General features: G+C 54.4%; 10 protein-coding genes and 1 pseudogene. 6 read left to right on the forward strand and 5 right to left on the reverse strand.

The features are described 5' to 3' along the window. Nucleotides 1–104: 104 nt before the first annotated feature. The 5 genes and pseudogenes from hmpA to ACMGGS_RS23050 all read left to right on the forward strand — a co-directional run bounded on the left by hmpA (nucleotide 105) and on the right by ACMGGS_RS23050 (nucleotide 8,650). Entirely contained in the window at nucleotides 105–1,295 is a 1,191-nt protein-coding gene (hmpA, locus tag ACMGGS_RS23030; RefSeq protein WP_414164529.1) for an NO-inducible flavohemoprotein, read from the forward strand. A gap of 313 nt (nucleotides 1,296–1,608) precedes the next feature. After that, complete coding sequence (gene cadC / locus ACMGGS_RS23035) at nucleotides 1,609–3,117, forward strand: lysine decarboxylation/transport transcriptional activator CadC (protein ID WP_414164530.1); 1,509 nt, start codon at nucleotides 1,609–1,611, stop codon at nucleotides 3,115–3,117. A gap of 352 nt (nucleotides 3,118–3,469) precedes the next feature. Next, nucleotides 3,470–4,795 carry a cadaverine/lysine antiporter gene (gene cadB, locus ACMGGS_RS23040; RefSeq protein ID WP_414164531.1) on the forward strand — a complete coding sequence of 442 codons (1,326 nt, stop codon included), beginning with the start codon at nucleotides 3,470–3,472 and terminating at the stop codon, nucleotides 4,793–4,795. Between the two features lie 87 nt (nucleotides 4,796–4,882). Next, the gene (gene cadA / locus ACMGGS_RS23045; protein WP_194206816.1) at nucleotides 4,883–7,027 is read left to right on the forward strand and encodes a lysine decarboxylase CadA; all 2,145 of its coding nucleotides are present in this window, start codon (nucleotides 4,883–4,885) and stop codon (nucleotides 7,025–7,027) included. A 177-nt stretch (nucleotides 7,028–7,204) separates the two neighbouring features. Beyond that, a pseudogene (locus ACMGGS_RS23050) lies at nucleotides 7,205–8,650 on the forward strand (oligopeptide:H+ symporter). 174 nt (nucleotides 8,651–8,824) lie between these two features. On the opposite strand, the gene glnB reads toward ACMGGS_RS23050, so the two are convergent. From glnB to purL, 5 genes are all read right to left on the reverse strand, one after another. Continuing rightward, nucleotides 8,825–9,163: a nitrogen regulatory protein P-II gene (gene glnB / locus ACMGGS_RS23055; RefSeq protein ID WP_002438074.1), complete on the reverse strand. Its 339-nt coding sequence runs from the start codon at nucleotides 9,161–9,163 to the stop codon at nucleotides 8,825–8,827. A gap of 84 nt (nucleotides 9,164–9,247) precedes the next feature. After that, the gene (gene glrR, locus ACMGGS_RS23060) at nucleotides 9,248–10,582 is read right to left on the reverse strand and encodes a two-component system response regulator GlrR (RefSeq protein ID WP_414166338.1); all 1,335 of its coding nucleotides are present in this window, start codon (nucleotides 10,580–10,582) and stop codon (nucleotides 9,248–9,250) included. Next, entirely contained in the window at nucleotides 10,572–11,330 is a 759-nt protein-coding gene (gene qseG / locus ACMGGS_RS23065; RefSeq protein WP_414164532.1) for a two-component system QseEF-associated lipoprotein QseG, read from the reverse strand. Before qseG ends, glrR begins: the two co-directional genes overlap by 11 nt. Continuing rightward, on the reverse strand, nucleotides 11,327–12,760 hold the full coding sequence (qseE, locus tag ACMGGS_RS23070) for a two component system sensor histidine kinase QseE/GlrK (RefSeq protein WP_414164533.1): 1,434 nt from the start codon (nucleotides 12,758–12,760) through the stop codon (nucleotides 11,327–11,329). The genes qseG and qseE overlap by 4 nt, the downstream gene beginning before the upstream one ends. 685 nt (nucleotides 12,761–13,445) lie before the next feature. Further along, a complete protein-coding gene (gene purL, locus ACMGGS_RS23075) occupies nucleotides 13,446–17,333 on the reverse strand; it encodes a phosphoribosylformylglycinamidine synthase (RefSeq protein WP_414164534.1) in 3,888 nt (1,295 codons plus the stop codon). Between the two features lie 256 nt (nucleotides 17,334–17,589). On the opposite strand from purL, the gene mltF reads away from it, so the two are divergent. After that, entirely contained in the window at nucleotides 17,590–19,128 is a 1,539-nt protein-coding gene (gene mltF, locus ACMGGS_RS23080; protein ID WP_414164535.1) for a membrane-bound lytic murein transglycosylase MltF, read from the forward strand.

Below are 19,128 nucleotides of genomic sequence, written 5' to 3' on the forward strand. Positions count from 1 at the left end.
CAGGCTTAAGATGCGGATTTTTCACGTCGCAAAGAACCATTTACATGATAAGGTTATTTTTATAAGATGCATTTGAAATACATATTATAAAGAAGGACGTTGCCATGCTTGATTCCCAAACCATCGCTACGGTGAAAGCCACCATTCCCCTGCTGCTGGAAACCGGCCCCAAACTGACCGCGCATTTTTACGATCGCATGTTTGACCACAATCCAGAACTTAAAGATATTTTCAATATGAGCAACCAGCGTAACGGCGACCAGCGCGAAGCGCTATTTAATGCCATCGCCGCCTACGCCAGTAATATTGATAACCTCCCGGCGCTGCTGCCAGCGGTTGAGAAAATCGCCCAGAAGCACACCAGCTTCCAGATCAAGCCGGAGCAGTACGATATCGTCGGCGAGCATCTGCTGGCCACCCTGGATGAGATGCTCAGCCCTGGTCAGGAAGTGCTGGACGCGTGGGGCAAAGCCTACGGCGTGCTGGCAGGCGTCTTTATTAATCGCGAAGCCGAGCTGTATCAGGAGCACGCCAGCAAAACCGGCGGCTGGAAAGGCACGCGAGCGTTTCGCATCGTCGATAAAACGCCACGCAGCAGCCTGGTCACCAGCTTCGAATTTGAACCAGTCGACGGCGGTCCGGTCGCCGATTACCAGCCAGGCCAGTACCTCGGCGTCTGGCTGAAGCCAAAAGATTTTCCGTACCAGGAGATTCGTCAGTATTCGCTGACGCGTAAAGGCGACGACAAGCGCTATCGCATCGCGGTCAAACGCGAGGCGGGCGGGCAGGTTTCTACCTGGCTGCATAATGAAGCGAACGTTGGCGATGTCGTCTATCTCGCCGCGCCTGCGGGTGATTTCTTTATGCACGTTGCGCCACAGACGCCGGTGACGCTTATCTCCGCAGGCGTGGGGCAAACGCCGATGCTGGCGATGCTTGATACGCTCGCCCAAAGCAAGCATCCCGCGCCGGTTAACTGGTATCACGCGGCGGAAAACGGCGACGTTCACGCGTTTACCGACGAGGTGATGGCGCTGGGCAATGCCCTGCCGCAGTTTAACGCCCATATCTGGTATCGCCTGCCGACCGAAGCAGACCGCCAGGCGGCGCGTTTTAATAGCGAAGGTTTGATGAATCTGCGTCAGTTGAAAGGGACACTGAGCGATGCTGAAAGCCAGTATTATCTCTGTGGTCCGGTGGCATTTATGCAGTTCGCCGCGCAACAGCTGATCGAACTGGGCGTGGCAAAAGACCACATTCACTACGAATGTTTCGGCCCGCATAAGGTGCTGTAAGCGCCTGAGGTTAATGACAAACCGGGTTTTGCTATTTTGTACGCCGTTTTGCCGGGTGGCGGCTTCGCCTTACCCGGCCTACGAAAAGCATCAATATCAAGAAGTTACTCACTCCCGTAGGCCTGTGCAAGCGAAGCGCCGCCAGGCATAACTCCACGGTATAACGTTTGTCATCAATCTGAATTGCTGTAAGCGCCTCTCACTTGCCAGACTTGCGACGATCATTTTGCCCTTAAGGTTGCCGTCTGGCAGAAATATGGGCCGGCAAAGCGTGTTATTATTAACGTTTCTATTGATTCGTTAGAGCGACTTTATGCAGCAATCTGTTGTCCGCGTCGGGGAATGGCTGGTCACGCCTTCGGTTAATCAAATCAGTCGTCAGGGACGTCAGATTACCCTCGAACCACGTTTAATCGACCTTCTCATGTACTTCGCTCAGCACCCGGATGAAGTCCTCAGCCGCGATAACATTATTGATAACGTATGGATGCGGACGATTGTCACCAACCACGTTGTTACCCAGAGCATTTCCGAACTTCGCAAATCGCTGCGAGACGGCGATGAACACAGTCCTGAATATATCGTCACCGTTCCCAAGCGGGGTTACAAACTGACCGCATCGGTGGTCTGGCCCGACGAGACGGAAATCGCGAACGCACTTCCGCCACCCCCTGCCCCCGCTGCGCCTGGAGAATTGCCTGCCGCGCCCGTGCCCTCGCCGACCACGCCACTTTCTCCTGTCAAAACGAGAAAATCCCGTCTCGGCACCTGGCTTTTGTTCCTGCTCTCGCTAAGCGCGCTGATGGCGCTGATTTTGATGTCGGTTATTCATCACCACCCGGCGGTAACCAAATCACGGCTACTGTTGAATCCCCGCGATATCGATGTGCGTTTTGACGGCGGCAACTCCTGTAATAACTGGGTTTCGCAGAAGGCCTATGCCATTGGACTCGGCGGGCTTATCACCACGTCGCTTAACACCTTCTCTACCTATATGGTGCATGACAAAACCAATTACAGCGTCAACGAACCCAGCAGTTCCGGAAAAACGTTGACCATTCGCTTTGTTAACCAGCGCCATTATCGCGCCCAGCAGTGTTTTATGTCGGTACTTCTGCTGGATAATGCGGACGGCTCGACCATGCTGGATAAGCGTTATTTCATTACCGACACCAATCAGATCGCCATCCAGGACGATCTGTTTAACAGTCTGTCTACTGTACTAACGCAGCCCTGGCCTGAACGCATGCAGGCGCAACTCGCCCAGTTCCGGGTTCCGCAGCCCACATCATTGTCCCGTTTATATGAGGCAAGTCAGTTGGCCTTTAGCGGCGATGTCCAGTCGTTGAATAAAGCCAGCACGCTTCTGGATGCTCTCATTAAACAGTCTCCTGAGTTCACCTATGCTCAGGAAGGCAAAGTGCTGGTGGATGTCCTGCGTCAATCTCAGCAGACGTTCGATCCGCAACAAATGGCGACATTAAATGCAGAACTAAAAGAGTTAGCGCAAATTCCCGGAATTCAGCAAACTTCCCTGTTTTATAAAGTGCAAACCATTTATCTGCTGGGCAAAGGCGATGTCGATGACGCTTATGATGCCATTAATAAAAGCATTGCGCTGGAGATGTCCTGGCTGAACTATGTGCTGTTAGGAAAAGTATACGAAATGAAGGGCGAAAACCGACTGGCGGCAGATGCTTATCTCACCGCATTTAATTTGCGCCCCGGCGAAAATACATTGTACTGGATTGAAAATGGTATATTCCAGACGTCCATAGACAAAGTCGTTCCCTATCTTAAGGTCTTTCTTGCGAAAGAATAATGCAGGGGCTGGCATCAGTGAAAGAAAATCGTTTAACTGATGCCAGTAAAACGTAATAAAAATGTTATTAAAAATATTCAATGTTAATTTTAGAAACACAAACCCCGCCTGCAACGCATCCCATAACCGACTGTAAATAAAGTATGTTTATCTTTTCCTGACAGATGTGTTTATCTTTTTCATGTTACCTGAAAAAACTCAAGTTATCACCTTTACGATGTTTGTGTTTATTTCACTTTTACTTTAGGACTTTACTTAGCTTGCTCAGTAATCTTGTCGGCAGTTGGACGGGTCAATGATTATTTATGATTCACCGATCCGGTTCTCAAAATACCGCTGAGGAGATATAAACATGAGTTCTGCCAAAAAAATCGGGCTATTTGCCTGTACCGGTGTGGTTGCCGGTAATATGATGGGGAGTGGGATTGCATTATTACCCGCGAACCTCGCCAGCATCGGAGGTATTGCCATTTGGGGTTGGGTAATATCTATTATCGGCGCTATGTCTCTGGCTTATGTCTATGCCCGACTGGCGACTAAAAACCCGCAGCAGGGTGGCCCGATTGCATACGCTGGTGAATTATCTCCGGCCTTCGGTTTCCAGACCGGCGTACTTTATTACCACGCAAACTGGATTGGTAACCTGGCCATCGGCATTACCGCCGTTTCCTATCTTTCAACCTATTTCCCGATTTTAAATAATCCGATTCCTGCCGGGATCGCCTGTATTGCTATCGTCTGGTTCTTTACCTTTATCAATATGCTGGGCGGAACCTGGGTAAGCCGGTTGACCACGATCGGCCTGTTCCTCGTGCTGATCCCGGTCGTGCTGACCGCCATTGTAGGCTGGCACTGGTTCGATATCGCTACCTATCACGCGAACTGGAACACCTCAACCACCACCGATCCGCATGCCGTGATTAAAAGTATTCTGCTGTGCCTGTGGGCATTCGTCGGTGTGGAATCCGCTGCCGTCAGCACCGGGATGGTAAAAAACCCGAAACGTACCGTACCGCTGGCGACCATTCTGGGAACTGCACTGGCTGGTATCGTGTATGTTGCCGCGACTCAGGTGATGACCGGTATGTATCCGGCATCGCAGATGGCCGCTTCGGGTGCACCGTTCGCGCTTAGTGCCTCTACCATTCTGGGCAGTTGGGCTGCGCCGCTGGTCTCTGCGTTCACCGCCTTTGCGTGTCTGACCTCGCTGGGTTCCTGGATGATGCTGGTCGGTCAGGCAGGTGTTCGCGCTGCCAACGACGGTAACTTCCCGAAAGTGTATGGCGAACTGGATAAAAACGGTATTCCGAAGAAAGGTCTGCTGCTGGCCGCGCTGAAAATGACCGGTCTGATGATCATCATCACCATCATGAACTCCAACGGTGGTAAAGCGTCCGACCTGTTCGGCGAACTGACCGGTATCGCGGTGCTGCTGACCATGCTGCCTTACTTCTACTCCTGCGTTGACCTGATCCGCTTTGAAGGCATCAACGTTCGCAATGCGGTAAGCCTGGTCTGTTCGGTTCTCGGCTGCGCGTTCTGCTTCATCGCCCTGATGGGTGCCAGCTCCTTCGAACTGTCCGGCACCTTTATCGTCAGCCTGATCATTCTGATGTTCTACGGTCGCAAAATGCACCAGCGCCAGAACAGCGAAGACGGTACTGCCGAAGCACTTTAATCACTACTCCCTAATTTCAAGGCTCTTCTCTTCACCTGCCACATCGTCGCGGGAAGGGCCTCCTTTATCTGGAATAAGACTATGTCTATGAATGTTATTGCCATCATGAATCACATGGGTGTCTATTTCAAAGAAGAGCCTATCCGTGAACTGCACCTTGCGCTGGAAAGCCTGAACTTCCGCATCGTTTATCCGAACGACCGCGAAGATTTACTGAAACTGATTGAAAACAATGCCCGCCTTTGCGGTGTGATTTTCGACTGGGATAAATACAATCTCGAACTGTGCGAGGAAATCAGCGCGCTGAACGAGTACATGCCGGTTTATGCTTTTGCTAACAGCTATTCCACACTGGACGTTAGCCTGAACGATCTGCGCATGCAGGTTCGTTTCTTCGAATATGCCCTCGGCGCAGCAGCCGATATTGCGGCAAAAATTCGTCAGAATACCGATGAATACATCGACACCATTCTGCCTCCGCTGACCAAAGCGCTGTTCAAATATGTTCGCGAAGGTAAATACACCTTCTGTACGCCGGGCCACATGGGTGGTACCGCGTTCCAGAAAAGTCCGGTCGGCAGCATCTTTTACGATTTCTTCGGCCCGAATACCATGAAATCGGACGTGTCGATTTCTGTCTCTGAGCTGGGTTCTCTGCTGGATCACACCGGTCCGCATAAAGAAGCTGAAGAGTATATCGCCCGCGTGTTTAACGCCGAGCGTAGCTACATGGTGACCAACGGCACCTCCACCGCCAACAAAATCGTCGGCATGTACTCGGCACCAGCGGGCAGCACCGTACTGATCGACCGTAACTGCCACAAATCGCTGACCCATCTGATGATGATGAGCGATATTACGCCGATTTATTTCCGTCCGACGCGTAACGCCTACGGCATCCTCGGTGGTATTCCGCAGAGTGAATTCCAGCGCGCCACCATTGAAAAACGCGTAAAAGAGACGCCGAACGCCACCTGGCCGGTGCATGCGGTGATCACCAACTCCACCTATGACGGCCTGTTGTATAACACCGACTACATCAAGAAAACGCTGGATGTGAAATCCATCCACTTTGACTCTGCCTGGGTGCCTTATACCAACTTCTCCCCGATCTATGCCGGTAAGTGCGGGATGAGCGGTGGTCGCGTTGAGGGCAAGGTGATCTATGAAACCCAGTCCACGCACAAACTGCTGGCGGCGTTTTCGCAGGCGTCCATGATCCACGTGAAAGGTGATGTCAACGAAGAGACCTTCAACGAAGCCTTTATGATGCATACCACCACCTCTCCGCATTATGGCATCGTGGCCTCTACCGAGACCGCAGCGGCGATGATGAAAGGTAATGCTGGTAAGCGTTTGATCAATGGTTCTATTGAGCGTGCGATTAAGTTCCGTAAAGAGATCAAACGCCTGAAAGGCGAATCCGACGGCTGGTTCTTTGATGTCTGGCAGCCGGAACATATTGATGGCCCGGAATGCTGGCCGCTGCGTTCTGACAGCGCGTGGCACGGTTTCAAAAACATCGATAACGAACACATGTACCTTGACCCGATCAAAGTCACCATTCTGATGCCGGGTATGAAGAAAGACGGCACCATGGATGACTTTGGTATTCCGGCAAGTCTGGTCGCCAAGTACCTCGACGAGCGCGGCATCATCGTGGAAAAAACCGGTCCGTACAACCTGCTGTTCCTGTTCAGCATCGGTATCGATAAAACCAAAGCGCTAAGCCTGCTGCGCGCGCTGACCGAATTTAAACGTGCGTTTGACCTGAACCTGCGGGTGAAAAATATCCTGCCTTCGCTGTATCAGGAAGCGCCGGAGTTTTATGAAAATATGCGTATTCAGGACCTGGCGCAGAATATTCATAAACTGATTGCGCACCATGATCTGCCGGACCTGATGTTCCGCGCGTTTGAAGTGCTGCCGTCAATGGAAATGACGCCGTATGTCGCGTTCCAGAAAGAGCTGCACGGTGAAACCGAAGAGGTGTATCTCGAAGAGATGGTCGGTCGCGTTAACGCCAATATGATCCTCCCTTATCCTCCGGGTGTGCCGCTGGTGATGCCGGGTGAGATGATCACCGATGCCAGCCGTCCGGTGCTGGAGTTCCTGCAAATGCTCTGCGAAATCGGCGCGCATTATCCGGGCTTCGAAACCGATATTCACGGTGCCTATCGTCAGGCTGACGGTCGCTATACCGTTAAAGTGCTGAAAGAGAATAACAAGTAAGTTGAAACCTGAAGGGAAGCGGCCTGCCGCTTCCCTTCAGACCGCTGACAAAGTGGACTGTCAGGGGAAACACCGGGATTGGGTTCCCGGCGGGAGGCCCAACCCGGTGGTCGCCCCGTGTTCCACGGACGATTTGTCATGAACCGCCTCGTTTTTTTCAAAGTACAAGGAATCGACATGAAAACACCCTCACAACCGCGCGCGATTTATTACATCGTGGCGATTCAAATCTGGGAATACTTCAGCTTTTACGGCATGCGTGCCTTACTCATTCTTTATCTTACCCACCAGCTTGGCCTTAATGACAGCCATGCCATCGATCTCTTTAGCGCTTACGCTTCTCTGGTTTATGTGACCCCCATTCTCGGCGGCTGGCTTGCCGACCGCCTGCTCGGTAATCGCACGGCGGTTATCGCTGGCGCACTGCTGATGACGCTCGGCCATATCGTGCTGGGGTTAGGCTCCAATTCCGCGCAGAGTTTGTATCTCGCGCTGGCGATTATTATCTGTGGCTACGGCCTGTTTAAATCCAATATTAGCTGTCTGCTGGGCGAGCTTTACGCCCCGGACGATCCCCGACGCGACGGCGGATTTTCCCTGCTCTACGCAGCCGGGAATATCGGCTCTATCGCGGCCCCCATCGCCTGCGGGCTGGCGGCGCAATGATACGGCTGGCATACCGGCTTTGCGCTGGCAGGCATTGGCATGTTCATTGGCCTGATGGTCTTTATTAGCGGTCATCGCCATTTCCGCCATACGCAACATGTTAATCGCCCGGCGCTACGAACGGTTAAATTTTCCCTGCCGGTCTGGAGCTGGCTGCTGCTGGCGCTGTGCATCGCGCCGCTGTTCTTTACCCTGCTGTTGAAATACGATGCGGCTGGTTATTTGCTGATGCTGGTGAGCGCTGTCGCCGCCGGAATTGTGGCGCGTATTATGTTGACGTTTCCTCAGCACCGACGCGCGCTGTGGCAAATCGTTCTACTGATGTTGACCGGGACGCTGTTCTGGGTGCTGGCCCAGCAGGGTGGCAGTTCGATTAGCTTGTTTATCGATCGCTTTGTGAATCGTCACTGGCTGAGTTTTGAGGTGCCAACGGCGCTGTTTCAGTCGGTGAATGCGGTGGCGGTGATGGTCGCAGGCGTCGTTCTGGCATGGCTGATCAGCCCTCAGACCTCGGTGCTTCGCGTGTGGCTGAAATTTGCGGTCGGGTTGTTGCTGATGAGTGCGGGTTTTCTGCTGCTGGCACTGAATGCCCATAGCGCTCAACTGCACGGACAGGCATCAATGGGATTGATGATTACCGGACTGTCGCTAATGGGGTTTGCCGAGCTGTTTATCGATCCGGTAGCAATGGCGCAGATCACCCGGCTTAATCTGCCGGGTGTGACAGGGGTGCTGACCGGGATTTATATGCTGGCAACCGGCGCAGTCGCCAACTGGCTGGCCGGAATCGTCGCCCAACAAACCACCGAATCGCAAATCAGCGATGTTGCAGTGGCGGCTTACGGACGCTTTTTCTGCCAGATGGGAGAATGGACGCTGGTTTGCGTGGTGGTGATGGTGGCGGTCGTCGGCATCCGCTGGATTGGGTGCCGGGCGGTGCGGGTTCGCTGCCAGTAGCTATAGCGTGATTCTGCCCGGTGGCGCTGCGCTTACCGGGCCTACGGGTTACGTGCAACTTGTTGATATGGCAAAATTTGTAGGCCGGGTAAGGCGCAGCCGCCACCCGGCATAGTGCTCCGGTGCGAGAGTGAGTTGGTTGACTCTTACTCTCGCCGTCCATCAGGCCACCTGTCAGATCGCTGCGTCGTCTTCTTCGCCGGTACGGATACGCACCACACGCGCCACGTCAAAGACGAAGATTTTACCGTCGCCGATTTTTCCGGTCTGCGCGGTGCGGATGATGGTGTCCACACAGGTATCGACAATATCGTCGGTAACCACAATTTCAATTTTCACTTTCGGCAGAAAATCCACCATGTATTCCGCGCCACGATACAGTTCGGTGTGGCCTTTTTGCCGGCCAAAACCTTTGACTTCCGTTACTGTCATTCCGGTGATGCCGACTTCGGCCAGCGCTTCACGCACATCATCCAGTTTGAAAGGTTTGATTATCGCATCGATCTTTTTCATGGTGTTCCCTGGAAACGTTGTCTGGTTTATTCGCGTAAACGGTTGCTCACCGTATCATATCTCAGTCCCGGAAGGCGCGACAAATTACTCTTTAAAGTCGTTAGCATCCAGTTCATGACGCGAAAGCAGTTTATAAAATTCGGTGCGGTTACGCCCTGCCATCCGCGCCGCATGCGTGACGTTACCTTTGGTGATTTGCAGCAGCTTGCGCAGGTAGTTGAGTTCGAACTGGTTACGCGCATCGGCAAAGGTGGGCAGCGCCGTATTTTCCCCCTCCAGCGCCTGCTCTACCAGCGCATCGCTAATCACCGGCGATGAGGTAAGCGCCACGCACTGTTCAATCACGTTGACCAGTTGGCGCACGTTTCCCGGCCAGCTCGCCGTCATGAGCCGCTTCATGGCATCGGTGGAAAAAGCACGCACGAAAGGTTTATGCCGATCGGCTGAAAGCCGCAGCAGATGATTCGCCAGCAGCGGGATATCTTCAGTGCGGGCAGCAAGCGTTGGGATCTTAAGGTTTACCACGTTGAGGCGATAAAAGAGATCCTCACGAAACTCACCGCGCGCCATCGCTTTTGGCAGGTCGCGATGGGTGGCAGAGATAATGCGCACGTCAATGTCGAGATCGCGGTTGCTGCCCAGCGGACGAACCTTGCGTTCCTGAAGCACGCGCAGCAGTTTGACCTGTAATGGGATCGGCATATCGCCAATTTCATCGAGGAACAGAGTGCCCCCCTCTGCCGCCTGAAACAGCCCTTCACGGTTACTGACCGCCCCGGTAAACGCCCCGCGCGCATGGCCGAAAAGCTCGGATTCCAGCAGTTGTTCCGGCAGCGCGCCGCAGTTAATGGCGATAAAAGGCTGGCTACTACGCGGGCTGGCGTTATGAATCGCCTGGGCAAAAACCTCTTTCCCGGTACCGCTCTGACCGTTAATTAATACGCTCACGTCTGACTGGGCGACCATTCGCGCCTGCTCCAGCAAGCGCAGCATCACCGGACTGCGGGTGACAATAGATTCCCGCCACCGCTCATCGGTATTCGGTGCCGAATGTTCCAGCGCATCGTTAATCGCTTTATAGAGGGCGTCTTTATCTACCGGCTTGGTCAGGAAACTGAAAACGCCCTGTCGGGTCGCGGCGACCGCATCCGGAATCGAGCCGTGGGCGGTGAGAATAATCACCGGCATGCCTGGCTGGAGCTTTTGAATGCCGGCGAAAAGCTGCATGCCGTCCATCTCATCCATCCGCAGATCGCTAATCACCAGATCGACTTTCTCGCGGTTGAGTACGCGTAAGCCTTCCTGACCGCTTTCCGCCGTCACCACGCTGAATCCTTCGCTGGTCAGACGCATGCCCAGCAGTTTGAGGAGTCCGGGGTCGTCATCCACCAGTAAAAGGTGTGCAGGCTTACGGCTTATCATGGCTATCCTCGTCGGCAGGCTGATTCTCTTTAGGCACGGCGGGTTTATCGCCAGCATGGCTGGCGTCGGAACTAAAATTGCCCGCAGGTTTCCGGGAGGAAAGCTGACGTTCGATATCGGTCAGGCTCTCCAGTTTGCGGGTAGTGGCATCGAGCTGGCTTTGTAAGAACTGCTGCTGCTGGCGCAGGGTATCCAGCTCCCCGTCGGTAGATTGTTGCAGTTTACTGTAGCGATAACGCTCTTCCGAAAGCTGCAATTGTAACGCCTGACTGTCGCGCCAGAGCTGATACATCGGACGCACCTGCGCCGGAATTTGCGGGCTTAAGGCGTCAAGACGGGTCACGCTGTCCCGCCGTTCAACCGGGGTGATTCTCGCGTTTGCCAACATGATCCCGCGCCGGAAAGCATCCTGCCAGGTGTCATCTGAATAGGTTCGCGCCTCGGATCTCGCCTGCTGAGGAGACAGGCGTTCCGCGCAGTCAATGCCACGCAGCCAGTAAAGCGGATTTTTATCACTTTCGGCATTGCCCGCCGTCCAGATGTTTGCACAATCAGTTGAGAGAAAATCAGCAACCTGACTCTGGGGAATTTTGGTCTCGGCTTTATCCAGCGCGCGATGCGGTAAATGCGAGGAGCAACCAGCCAGCAACAGGCAGGAAAAAGGGAGCGTCAAAAAACGGCGGGGAAAAGCTGCATGATAAAGACGTGCCAGAATGTGTGACATATTCACCAGATTTATATTCATTGTAGGTTGTCCGGCCCCGACACGGGAAGTTCGATGCGAAAACAGACGTTGCCCGTACTTTCATCAACGAGATGAAGTTCGCCATGCATCCTGCGAATACAGTCACGGGCGATACTCAGGCCCAGCCCACTACCTTTAACCGCGCCTTTACGCTGATGGCTGCCCTGATAAAACGGTTCGAAAATCATCGCTTTTTCAGCATCCGGGATCGGTGTACCGGTATTGCTCACTTCAATGCGCACCCGGTTATCATAGCGCTGACTGCGAATGTAAATGTTACCGGATTCATTGCCATAGTGCACCGCATTCGAATAAAGATTATCCAGCACGCTCATCAATAGCATCGGCTCTGCCAGACAGGCGGGTTCATCAAGCGTGACGCTGGTTTGCATCATTTTTGCCCGCGCCGGAAGACTATGAGCAGACATCACCATGTCGACCAGCGGGGCAAGATCAACGTGCTCAAGTTCAATGGCGCTATCCGCCAGTTTACGGTTGTAATCAAGCAATTGCTCAATTAGCTTTTGCAAATTACGGCTACTGTCATCAAGGATATTTACCACTTCGGCCTGCTCTGCGGTAAGCGGCCCAACTACCTGATCGGCCAACAGTTCGGTGCCTTCACGCATGCTGGCCAGCGGCGTTTTCAGCTCATGGGAGAGATGACGTAAAAACTGATGACGCTGCGCTTCGAGCCATGACAGGCGTTCGCTTAGCCAGATAATGCGTTGACCCACGGAGCGTAGCTCGCGTGGTCCGCGAAACACCACTGTGTTGCCCAGCGAGCGGCCTTCTCCCAGACGGTTGATCATACGCTCGATGCCTTTCACCGGTCCAATAATCATCCGGGTAAATAGCAGCACCATCAGCAAGCTAACCAGAAAGAGGAGCAGCGCCTGCCAGCCAAAAAACTGGCCGCGTTCGGCGATTTCCTGCTGGAGTTGCTGACCACGGGAAAAGACAACGGCACGCGTGGCCTGCACCATATCGGTATTGGCGCTGGCGAAGGCTTCTAACTGGCGGGCGGATTGGGTTGTGGGGCCATTATTGAGACACTGTAACTGGGCCAGCGCGTTGAGATCCTGGCGCAGAATCTGATAGAGCTTGTCATCCGGAAGCACACCCGCATGCGCATCCAGCATGTCGATGTAGCGCTTACGCTGCCCCTGATATACCCGTGCCAGGGTAGGATCGTCGAGCACGCAGTACTGACGATAGCTGCGTTCCATCTCCAGCGCTGCATTGGTCATCGCCTCGCTGCGACGCGCGTCAATCAACGTCGTGCGGTTGGTCTGCGCGGCCTGCGCACTGAGCGCGTTCAGGCTTTGCCACGCCTGCCATGCCAGTACCAGTAGCGGCAGCAGGATCAGCAAAAACGCCAGCATAACCAGTTGTCGTAGTGAGCGGGGGAAAATGGACCAGCGCTTCAAGGTGTTACTCTCATCAGACCCGAATAGGGCGATGCTAACTGAGGCGGAAGGCAGATACAATAAAGCCGGGTATTAACCCGGCTTTATTATGTAATAAGGCGGTGCCTAACTCGACGTTTCGCCCGATGGTTGATAAAGCGCAAGGCTATTATCAGAAGCTGGACGGCAGGCACCTTGTTGTGCGTCATTCGAGGTTTATGTAGCGCGTCCCGGAGGGGCTGACATAAGAAGGTGAATGAGCCACTGATTAATATTATGCAGCATACGTGCCAACATTGGAAATAATTTGTTATTACTATGTTTTATAAAGGGTTTATAGCAAAACAATATCTATTCATCGACGATGTTTTTTCAGCCAAAGTGTCGCCAAAAAACAACACCTGAAGTTAGCATTTTTTTAACATTATAAAATCAATAGCTTATGTGTCGCTATTAAGCGACACGCCTTAAGCACAATGTCGGGTTTTGCAGACACCTTTTCGCGATCAAACTCACACCAGGCCGCAGATTGATGAAAAACGTTATATCGTGGAATGATGCCCGGTGGCGCTGCGCTTACCGGGCCTACAGGTCACTGAGGGTTACGAATAACTAATTGATATTCATGAAATTGTAGGCCGGGTAAGGCGAAGCCGCCACCCGGCAAAAATACGCTGAAGCACCCGCTGCGAAGCCGCCTCCTCCTTTAACCCAACTGCTTACGTGCGTTGCGGAAAATACGCATCCACGGGCTGTCCTCGCCCCAGTTTTCCGGATGCCATGAGTTGCTGACGGTGCGGAAAACGCGCTCAGGGTGCGGCATCATAACGGTGACGCGCCCGCTTTCGCTGGTGACGGCGGTAATGCCGTTTGGCGAGCCGTTCGGGTTCGCCGGATAGGTTTCGGTCACCTTACCGAAGTTGTCCACATAGCGCAGCGCTACCAGCCCTTTGCTTTCAAGCGTCGCCAGATGCGCCGCATCACGCACTTCCACGCGCCCTTCCCCGTGCGACACAGCAATTGGCATCTGCGATCCTACCATGCCCTTTAGCAGTAGCGACGGGCTTTGCGTCACTTCCACCAGGCTAAAACGGGCCTCGAAGCGATCGGAGTGGTTACGCACAAAGCGCGGCCACTGTTCGCTGCCAGGGATCAGCTCACGCAGATTCGACATCATCTGGCAACCGTTGCAGACGCCAAGTGCCAGCGTTTGCGGACGGTGGAAGAACGTCTCGAACTCATCGCGCACGCGGTTATTAAAGAGAATGGATTTGGCCCAGCCTTCCCCTGCGCCCAGCACATCACCATAGGAGAAGCCGCCGCAGGCTACTAACGCCTGGAAGCTCTCCAGCCCGGTACGCCCTGCCAGCAGATCGCTCATATGCACATCAATGGCATCAAAACCGGCGCGGTGGAATGCCGCGGCCATTTCAACATGCGAGTTGACGCCCTGCTCGCGCAAGACGGCCACTTTTGGACGAGCACCGGTAGCGATGTAAGGCGCGGCAATATCCTCATTGAGATCAAACGAGAGCGTAACGTTGAGACCCGGATCGTTGTCGTGGCGCTTTGCCTCGTGCTCCTGATCGGCACATTCCGGGTTGTCGCGCAGGCGCTGCATCTGCCAGGTGGTCTCTGCCCACCAGAGGCGCAATGTGGTACGGCTTTCGCTAAAGACCGCCTGCTCACCCGCAGTAATGACAAAACGGTCGCCCGACACCGCCTGACCCAGGTAGTGAACACAATCGCCGAGACCATGCGCGTTCAGCACGCCCTCCACCGCCTCGCGCTCTGCGGCACGTACCTGAATGACCGCGCCCAGTTCTTCGTTGAACAGCGCCGCCAGGCGATCCTCACCGAGGCTGGCAATATCAGCCTCAATGCCACAGTGACCGGCAAAGGCCATTTCCGCCAGCGTAACCAGCAGTCCGCCGTCGGAACGGTCGTGGTAAGCCAGCAACTGACGCGCTGCCACCAGCGCCTGAATGGCATCGTAGAACCCTTTAAGCTGCTCAACGCTGCGCACATCGGCTGGCGTATGACCTAACTGACGGTAAACCTGCGCCAGTGCCGTGGCACCCAGCGCATTATGACCTTTACCCAGATCGATCAGCAGCAGGGCGTTATCTTCGAGCGAAAGCTGCGGCGTAATGGTCTGACGCACGTCTTCTACACGGGCAAACGCGGTGATCACCAGCGACAGCGGCGAGATCATTTCGCGCTGCTCGCTGCCTTCCTGCCAGCGGGTTTTCATTGACATGGAGTCTTTACCCACCGGGATGGTCAGCCCTAACGCCGGACACAGTTCTTCGCCCACCGCTTTTACTGCTTCATACAGACCGGCGTCTTCGCCCGGATGCCCGGCAGCGGCCATCCAGTTGGCAGAGAGCTTAATGCGCTTGATGTCGCCGATTTGGGTGGCGGCAATATTGGTCAGCGCTTCGCCGACCGCCAGACGCGCAGAGGCGGCGAAATCCAGCAGCGCCACCGGCGCACGTTCGCCCAGCGACATGGCTTCACCATAATAACTGTCGAGGCTGGCGGTGGTGACCGCGCAGTTAGCGACCGGTATCTGCCATGGACCGACCATTTGATCGCGCGCCACCATGCCGGTCACAGTACGGTCTCCAATCGTCACCAGGAAGGTTTTCTCTGCCACCGTCGGCAGATGCAGGACACGATTCACCGCCTCCGCGACGGTAATGTTCTGGCGATCAAAAGCATCACCCGCCGCTTTACGCGTCTGTACATCGCGGGTCATTTTCGGCGTTTTACCCAGCAGTACATCCAGTGGCAGATCGACAGGCTGATTATCGAAGTGACGGTCATTCATCGTCAGATGCAGCTCTTCAGTCGCTTCACCGATCACTGCATACGGCGCACGTTCGCGCTGGCACAGTTCGTCAAACAGTGAAAGCTGGTCAGCCGCCACCGCCAGCACATAGCGCTCCTGCGATTCGTTGCACCAGATTTCCAGCGGACTCATGCCGGGTTCATCGCTGAGCACATCGCGCAGTTCGAATTTACCGCCGCGCCCGCCGTCACTGACCAGTTCAGGCATGGCGTTAGACAAGCCGCCCGCGCCCACATCGTGAATAAAGAGGATCGGGTTGGCGTCGCCCAGTTGCCAGCAGCGGTCGATCACTTCCTGACAGCGGCGCTCCATTTCCGGGTTATCACGCTGCACTGAAGCAAAATCAAGATCCGCATCAGACTGCCCGGAGGCCATAGATGACGCCGCCCCGCCGCCCAGACCGATATTCATCGCCGGACCGCCGAGGACGATGAGCTTCGCTCCGACCACGATCTCGCCTTTCTGCACGTGATCGGCACGGATATTGCCGATCCCACCGGCCAGCATGATCGGCTTATGGTAACCGCGCAGTTCTTCACCGTTGTGGCTATTGACCTTCTCTTCGTAAGTACGGAAGTAGCCGTTCAGCGCCGGACGGCCAAATTCGTTGTTAAACGCCGCGCCGCCCAGCGGGCCATCGGTCATGATATCCAGCGCAGTGACAATACGTTCCGGCTTGCCGAAATCTTCTTCCCACGGCTGTTCAAAGCCGGGAATACGCAGGTTAGAAACGGAGAAGCCCACCAGCCCGGCTTTAGGTTTCGCACCGCGCCCGGTCGCCCCTTCGTCACGGATTTCACCGCCTGAACCGGTTGCCGCGCCGGGCCACGGAGAGATCGCCGTGGGGTGGTTATGGGTTTCGACCTTCATCAGGATATGCGCATCTTCCTGGTGGAAGTCATAGCGCCCGGTTTTATGGTCGGCAAAGTAGCGGCCCACCGCCGAACCTTCCATAACCGCGGCATTGTCTTTATACGCCGACAGCACGAAGTCCGGGGTTTTCTCAAAAGTGTTTTTGATCATCTTAAACAGCGATTTCGGCTGCTGTTCACCGTCGATGACCCAGTCGGCGTTAAAAATCTTGTGGCGGCAGTGCTCGGAGTTAGCCTGCGCAAACATATACAGTTCGATATCGTTGGGATTGCGGCCCAGTTTAGTGAAGGCAGCGTGCAGATAATCAATCTCATCATCCGCCAGCGCCAGCCCAAGGCGCAGGTTAGCGTCGGCCAGTGCCTGACGCCCTTCCCCCAGCACATCGACGCTGGTCACCGGTGTCGGCTGGTGATGCGCAAACAGCTGTTCCGCTTCTTCCTGCGAGGTAAACACGGTCTCCATCATGCGATCGTGGAGTTCTGCGGCAACCGTCTGCCACTGTTCAGCCGTCAGCGTTGACGCTTCGACATAATATGCCACGCCGCGTTCAAGGCGATTAATCTGCTGTAAACCGCAGTTGTGAGCGATGTCGGTGGCTTTAGAAGACCAGGGAGAGATGGTGCCCGGACGTGGCGTCACCAGCAGCAGTTTTCCTGAAGGGGTATGACTATTGAGATGCGGGCCGTAGGTCAGCAAACGCTCAAGTTGGGCGTGCTCTTCCGCCGTCAGCGGTGCGTTAAGATCGGCAAAATGGACGTACTCAGCGTAAAGGGTGCTTACCGGCAGGTTGAACGCCTGAAAGCGTGCCAGCAGTTTATTCATTCGGAATGCCGACAGTGCAGGCGAACCACGCAGAATTTCCATCATAATCTCTCGTCTTCTCAGTTTTCAGTGTGCGCAAGGGGGGAAAACGGGCGTCATTATAAAGAATAGTGAGCCATGACGAAACCGTTTGCGTCGAAATTAAATGCCTTTCCATTTTTAACATTCAGTGTGGCACATGGCCTGAAAAAGTTGCCAGACGGCGTAATGTTAAGCAAAATGCCGCTCTTTCTGAAACATCCGCTCACATTATACGGGCCGTGAAACCTCAGGGCCAGGCACAGCGAAGAGAATTAACTATTTGAAAAAATTAAAGATTAATTACCCGCTGTTGGGCATTGCTGCGCTGCTACTGTTCGTGGCCCTGTCAGCCGCATTTGTCTGGCATCACTGGCCGGAAAACCGTATTGCAGCGATAAAGGCGCGCGGCGAACTGCGTATCAGTACCGTCACTTCGCCGATGACCTACATCAACATTAACGGCAAAGTCGAAGGTTTTGATTACGAGCTGGCGCAGCAGTTTGCCGACGAGCTTGGCGTGCGCCTGAAAGTGACGGTCAGGCCAACCATCGGTCAACTGTTTGATGACCTTGATAACGGTAAGGCCGATATTCTGGCCGCCGGTCTGGTATGGAATAGCGAGCGGGCAAAACATTATCAGCCCGGTCCACCCTACTCCTCTGTTTCACAGCAGCTGGTTTACCGGGTGGGAAACACTCGTCCACGTTCGCTGGCGGCCATTGATGCCAGCCAGCTCACCATCGCCCCGGGTCATGCGGTCATCAACGATCTGCGTGAAATGAAGGCAAAGAAGTTTCCGGATCTTAACTGGACGGTCGACGATAAACGTAGCAGCCAGGTTCTGATGGAAGATGTGGTGGCGGGGCGGATTGACTATACCATTGCCGATTCCGGAGCCATCAGCCTCTTCCAGCGCGTCCATCCGGAACTGGCGGTGGCGCTGGACGTGACCGATGAACAGCCTGTCACCTGGTTTAGCGTGCAGGATGACGATAAAACGCTGTCCGAGGCGATGCGTGTTTTCTTTGGTAAGACGAGCACAGAGGGAGTTATTGCGCGTCTGGAAGAGAAGTATCTCGGTCACGGCCAGGATTTTGACTATGTCGATACCCGCTCATTCCTGCGGGCGATTGACAGCACCCTGCCGGATTTCCAGCCGTTGTTTGAGAAGTATGCTGACAGTATTGACTGGCGTTTACTGGCCGCCATCTCTTATCAGGAGTCGCACTGGGACCCGCTGGCGACGTCGCCGACCGGGGTACGCGGTATGATGATGCTGACCCGCAATACGGCGCAAAGCCTGGGCTTAAGCGATCGCACCGACGCCGAGCAAAGTATCAGCGGCGGGATGCGCTATCTGCGGGAGCTGATCGGCAAGGTGCCGGAGACCGTACCGGAAAACGAACGGATCTGGTTTGCGCTAGCGGCATACAATATGGGCTACGCGCATATGCTGGATGTCAGGGCATTAACCGCAAAACAAAACGGCAATCCCGATAGCTGGGCAGAGGTCAAACAGCGTTTACCGCTGCTGGCTCAGAAACCCATTTATAGCAATCTGACCTACGGTTATGCGCGGGGACATGAAGCCTATGCGTTTGTGGAAAACATCCGTAAGTATCAAATCAGTCTGGTGGGCTATTTGCTGGAGAAAGACCGGTTAACGGAAAAAGCGCTCCAGCTTTCGCAGGCTTATCCGGTGGTGCCTGCCGATACGCTGGTACAGGAAGCGCCGCCTGTTGTGCCGTTCTTATCAATGCTTAACAAGAACGCTACGTCTGCGAAAGCAACGATTCTCACTGAAGGTGCACGGCGCTAG

Source organism: Superficieibacter sp. BNK-5, assembly GCF_047456055.1.
In the GTDB taxonomy this organism is placed as follows: domain Bacteria; phylum Pseudomonadota; class Gammaproteobacteria; order Enterobacterales; family Enterobacteriaceae; genus Superficieibacter.

Excerpts from the sequence above, each read along its gene's own strand:
- hmpA (WP_414164529.1), top strand. The coding sequence starts at position 105 with ATGCTTGATTCCCAAACCATCGCTACGGTGAAAGCCACCATTCCCCTG.
- glnB (WP_002438074.1), bottom strand. The coding sequence starts at position 9,163 with ATGAAAAAGATCGATGCGATAATCAAACCTTTCAAACTGGATGATGTG.
- cadA (WP_194206816.1), top strand. The coding sequence starts at position 4,883 with ATGAATGTTATTGCCATCATGAATCACATGGGTGTCTATTTCAAAGAA.
- purL (WP_414164534.1), bottom strand. The coding sequence starts at position 17,333 with ATGATGGAAATTCTGCGTGGTTCGCCTGCACTGTCGGCATTCCGAATG.
- cadC (WP_414164530.1), top strand. The coding sequence starts at position 1,609 with ATGCAGCAATCTGTTGTCCGCGTCGGGGAATGGCTGGTCACGCCTTCG.
- cadB (WP_414164531.1), top strand. The coding sequence starts at position 3,470 with ATGAGTTCTGCCAAAAAAATCGGGCTATTTGCCTGTACCGGTGTGGTT.
- qseG (WP_414164532.1), bottom strand. The coding sequence starts at position 11,330 with ATGAATATAAATCTGGTGAATATGTCACACATTCTGGCACGTCTTTAT.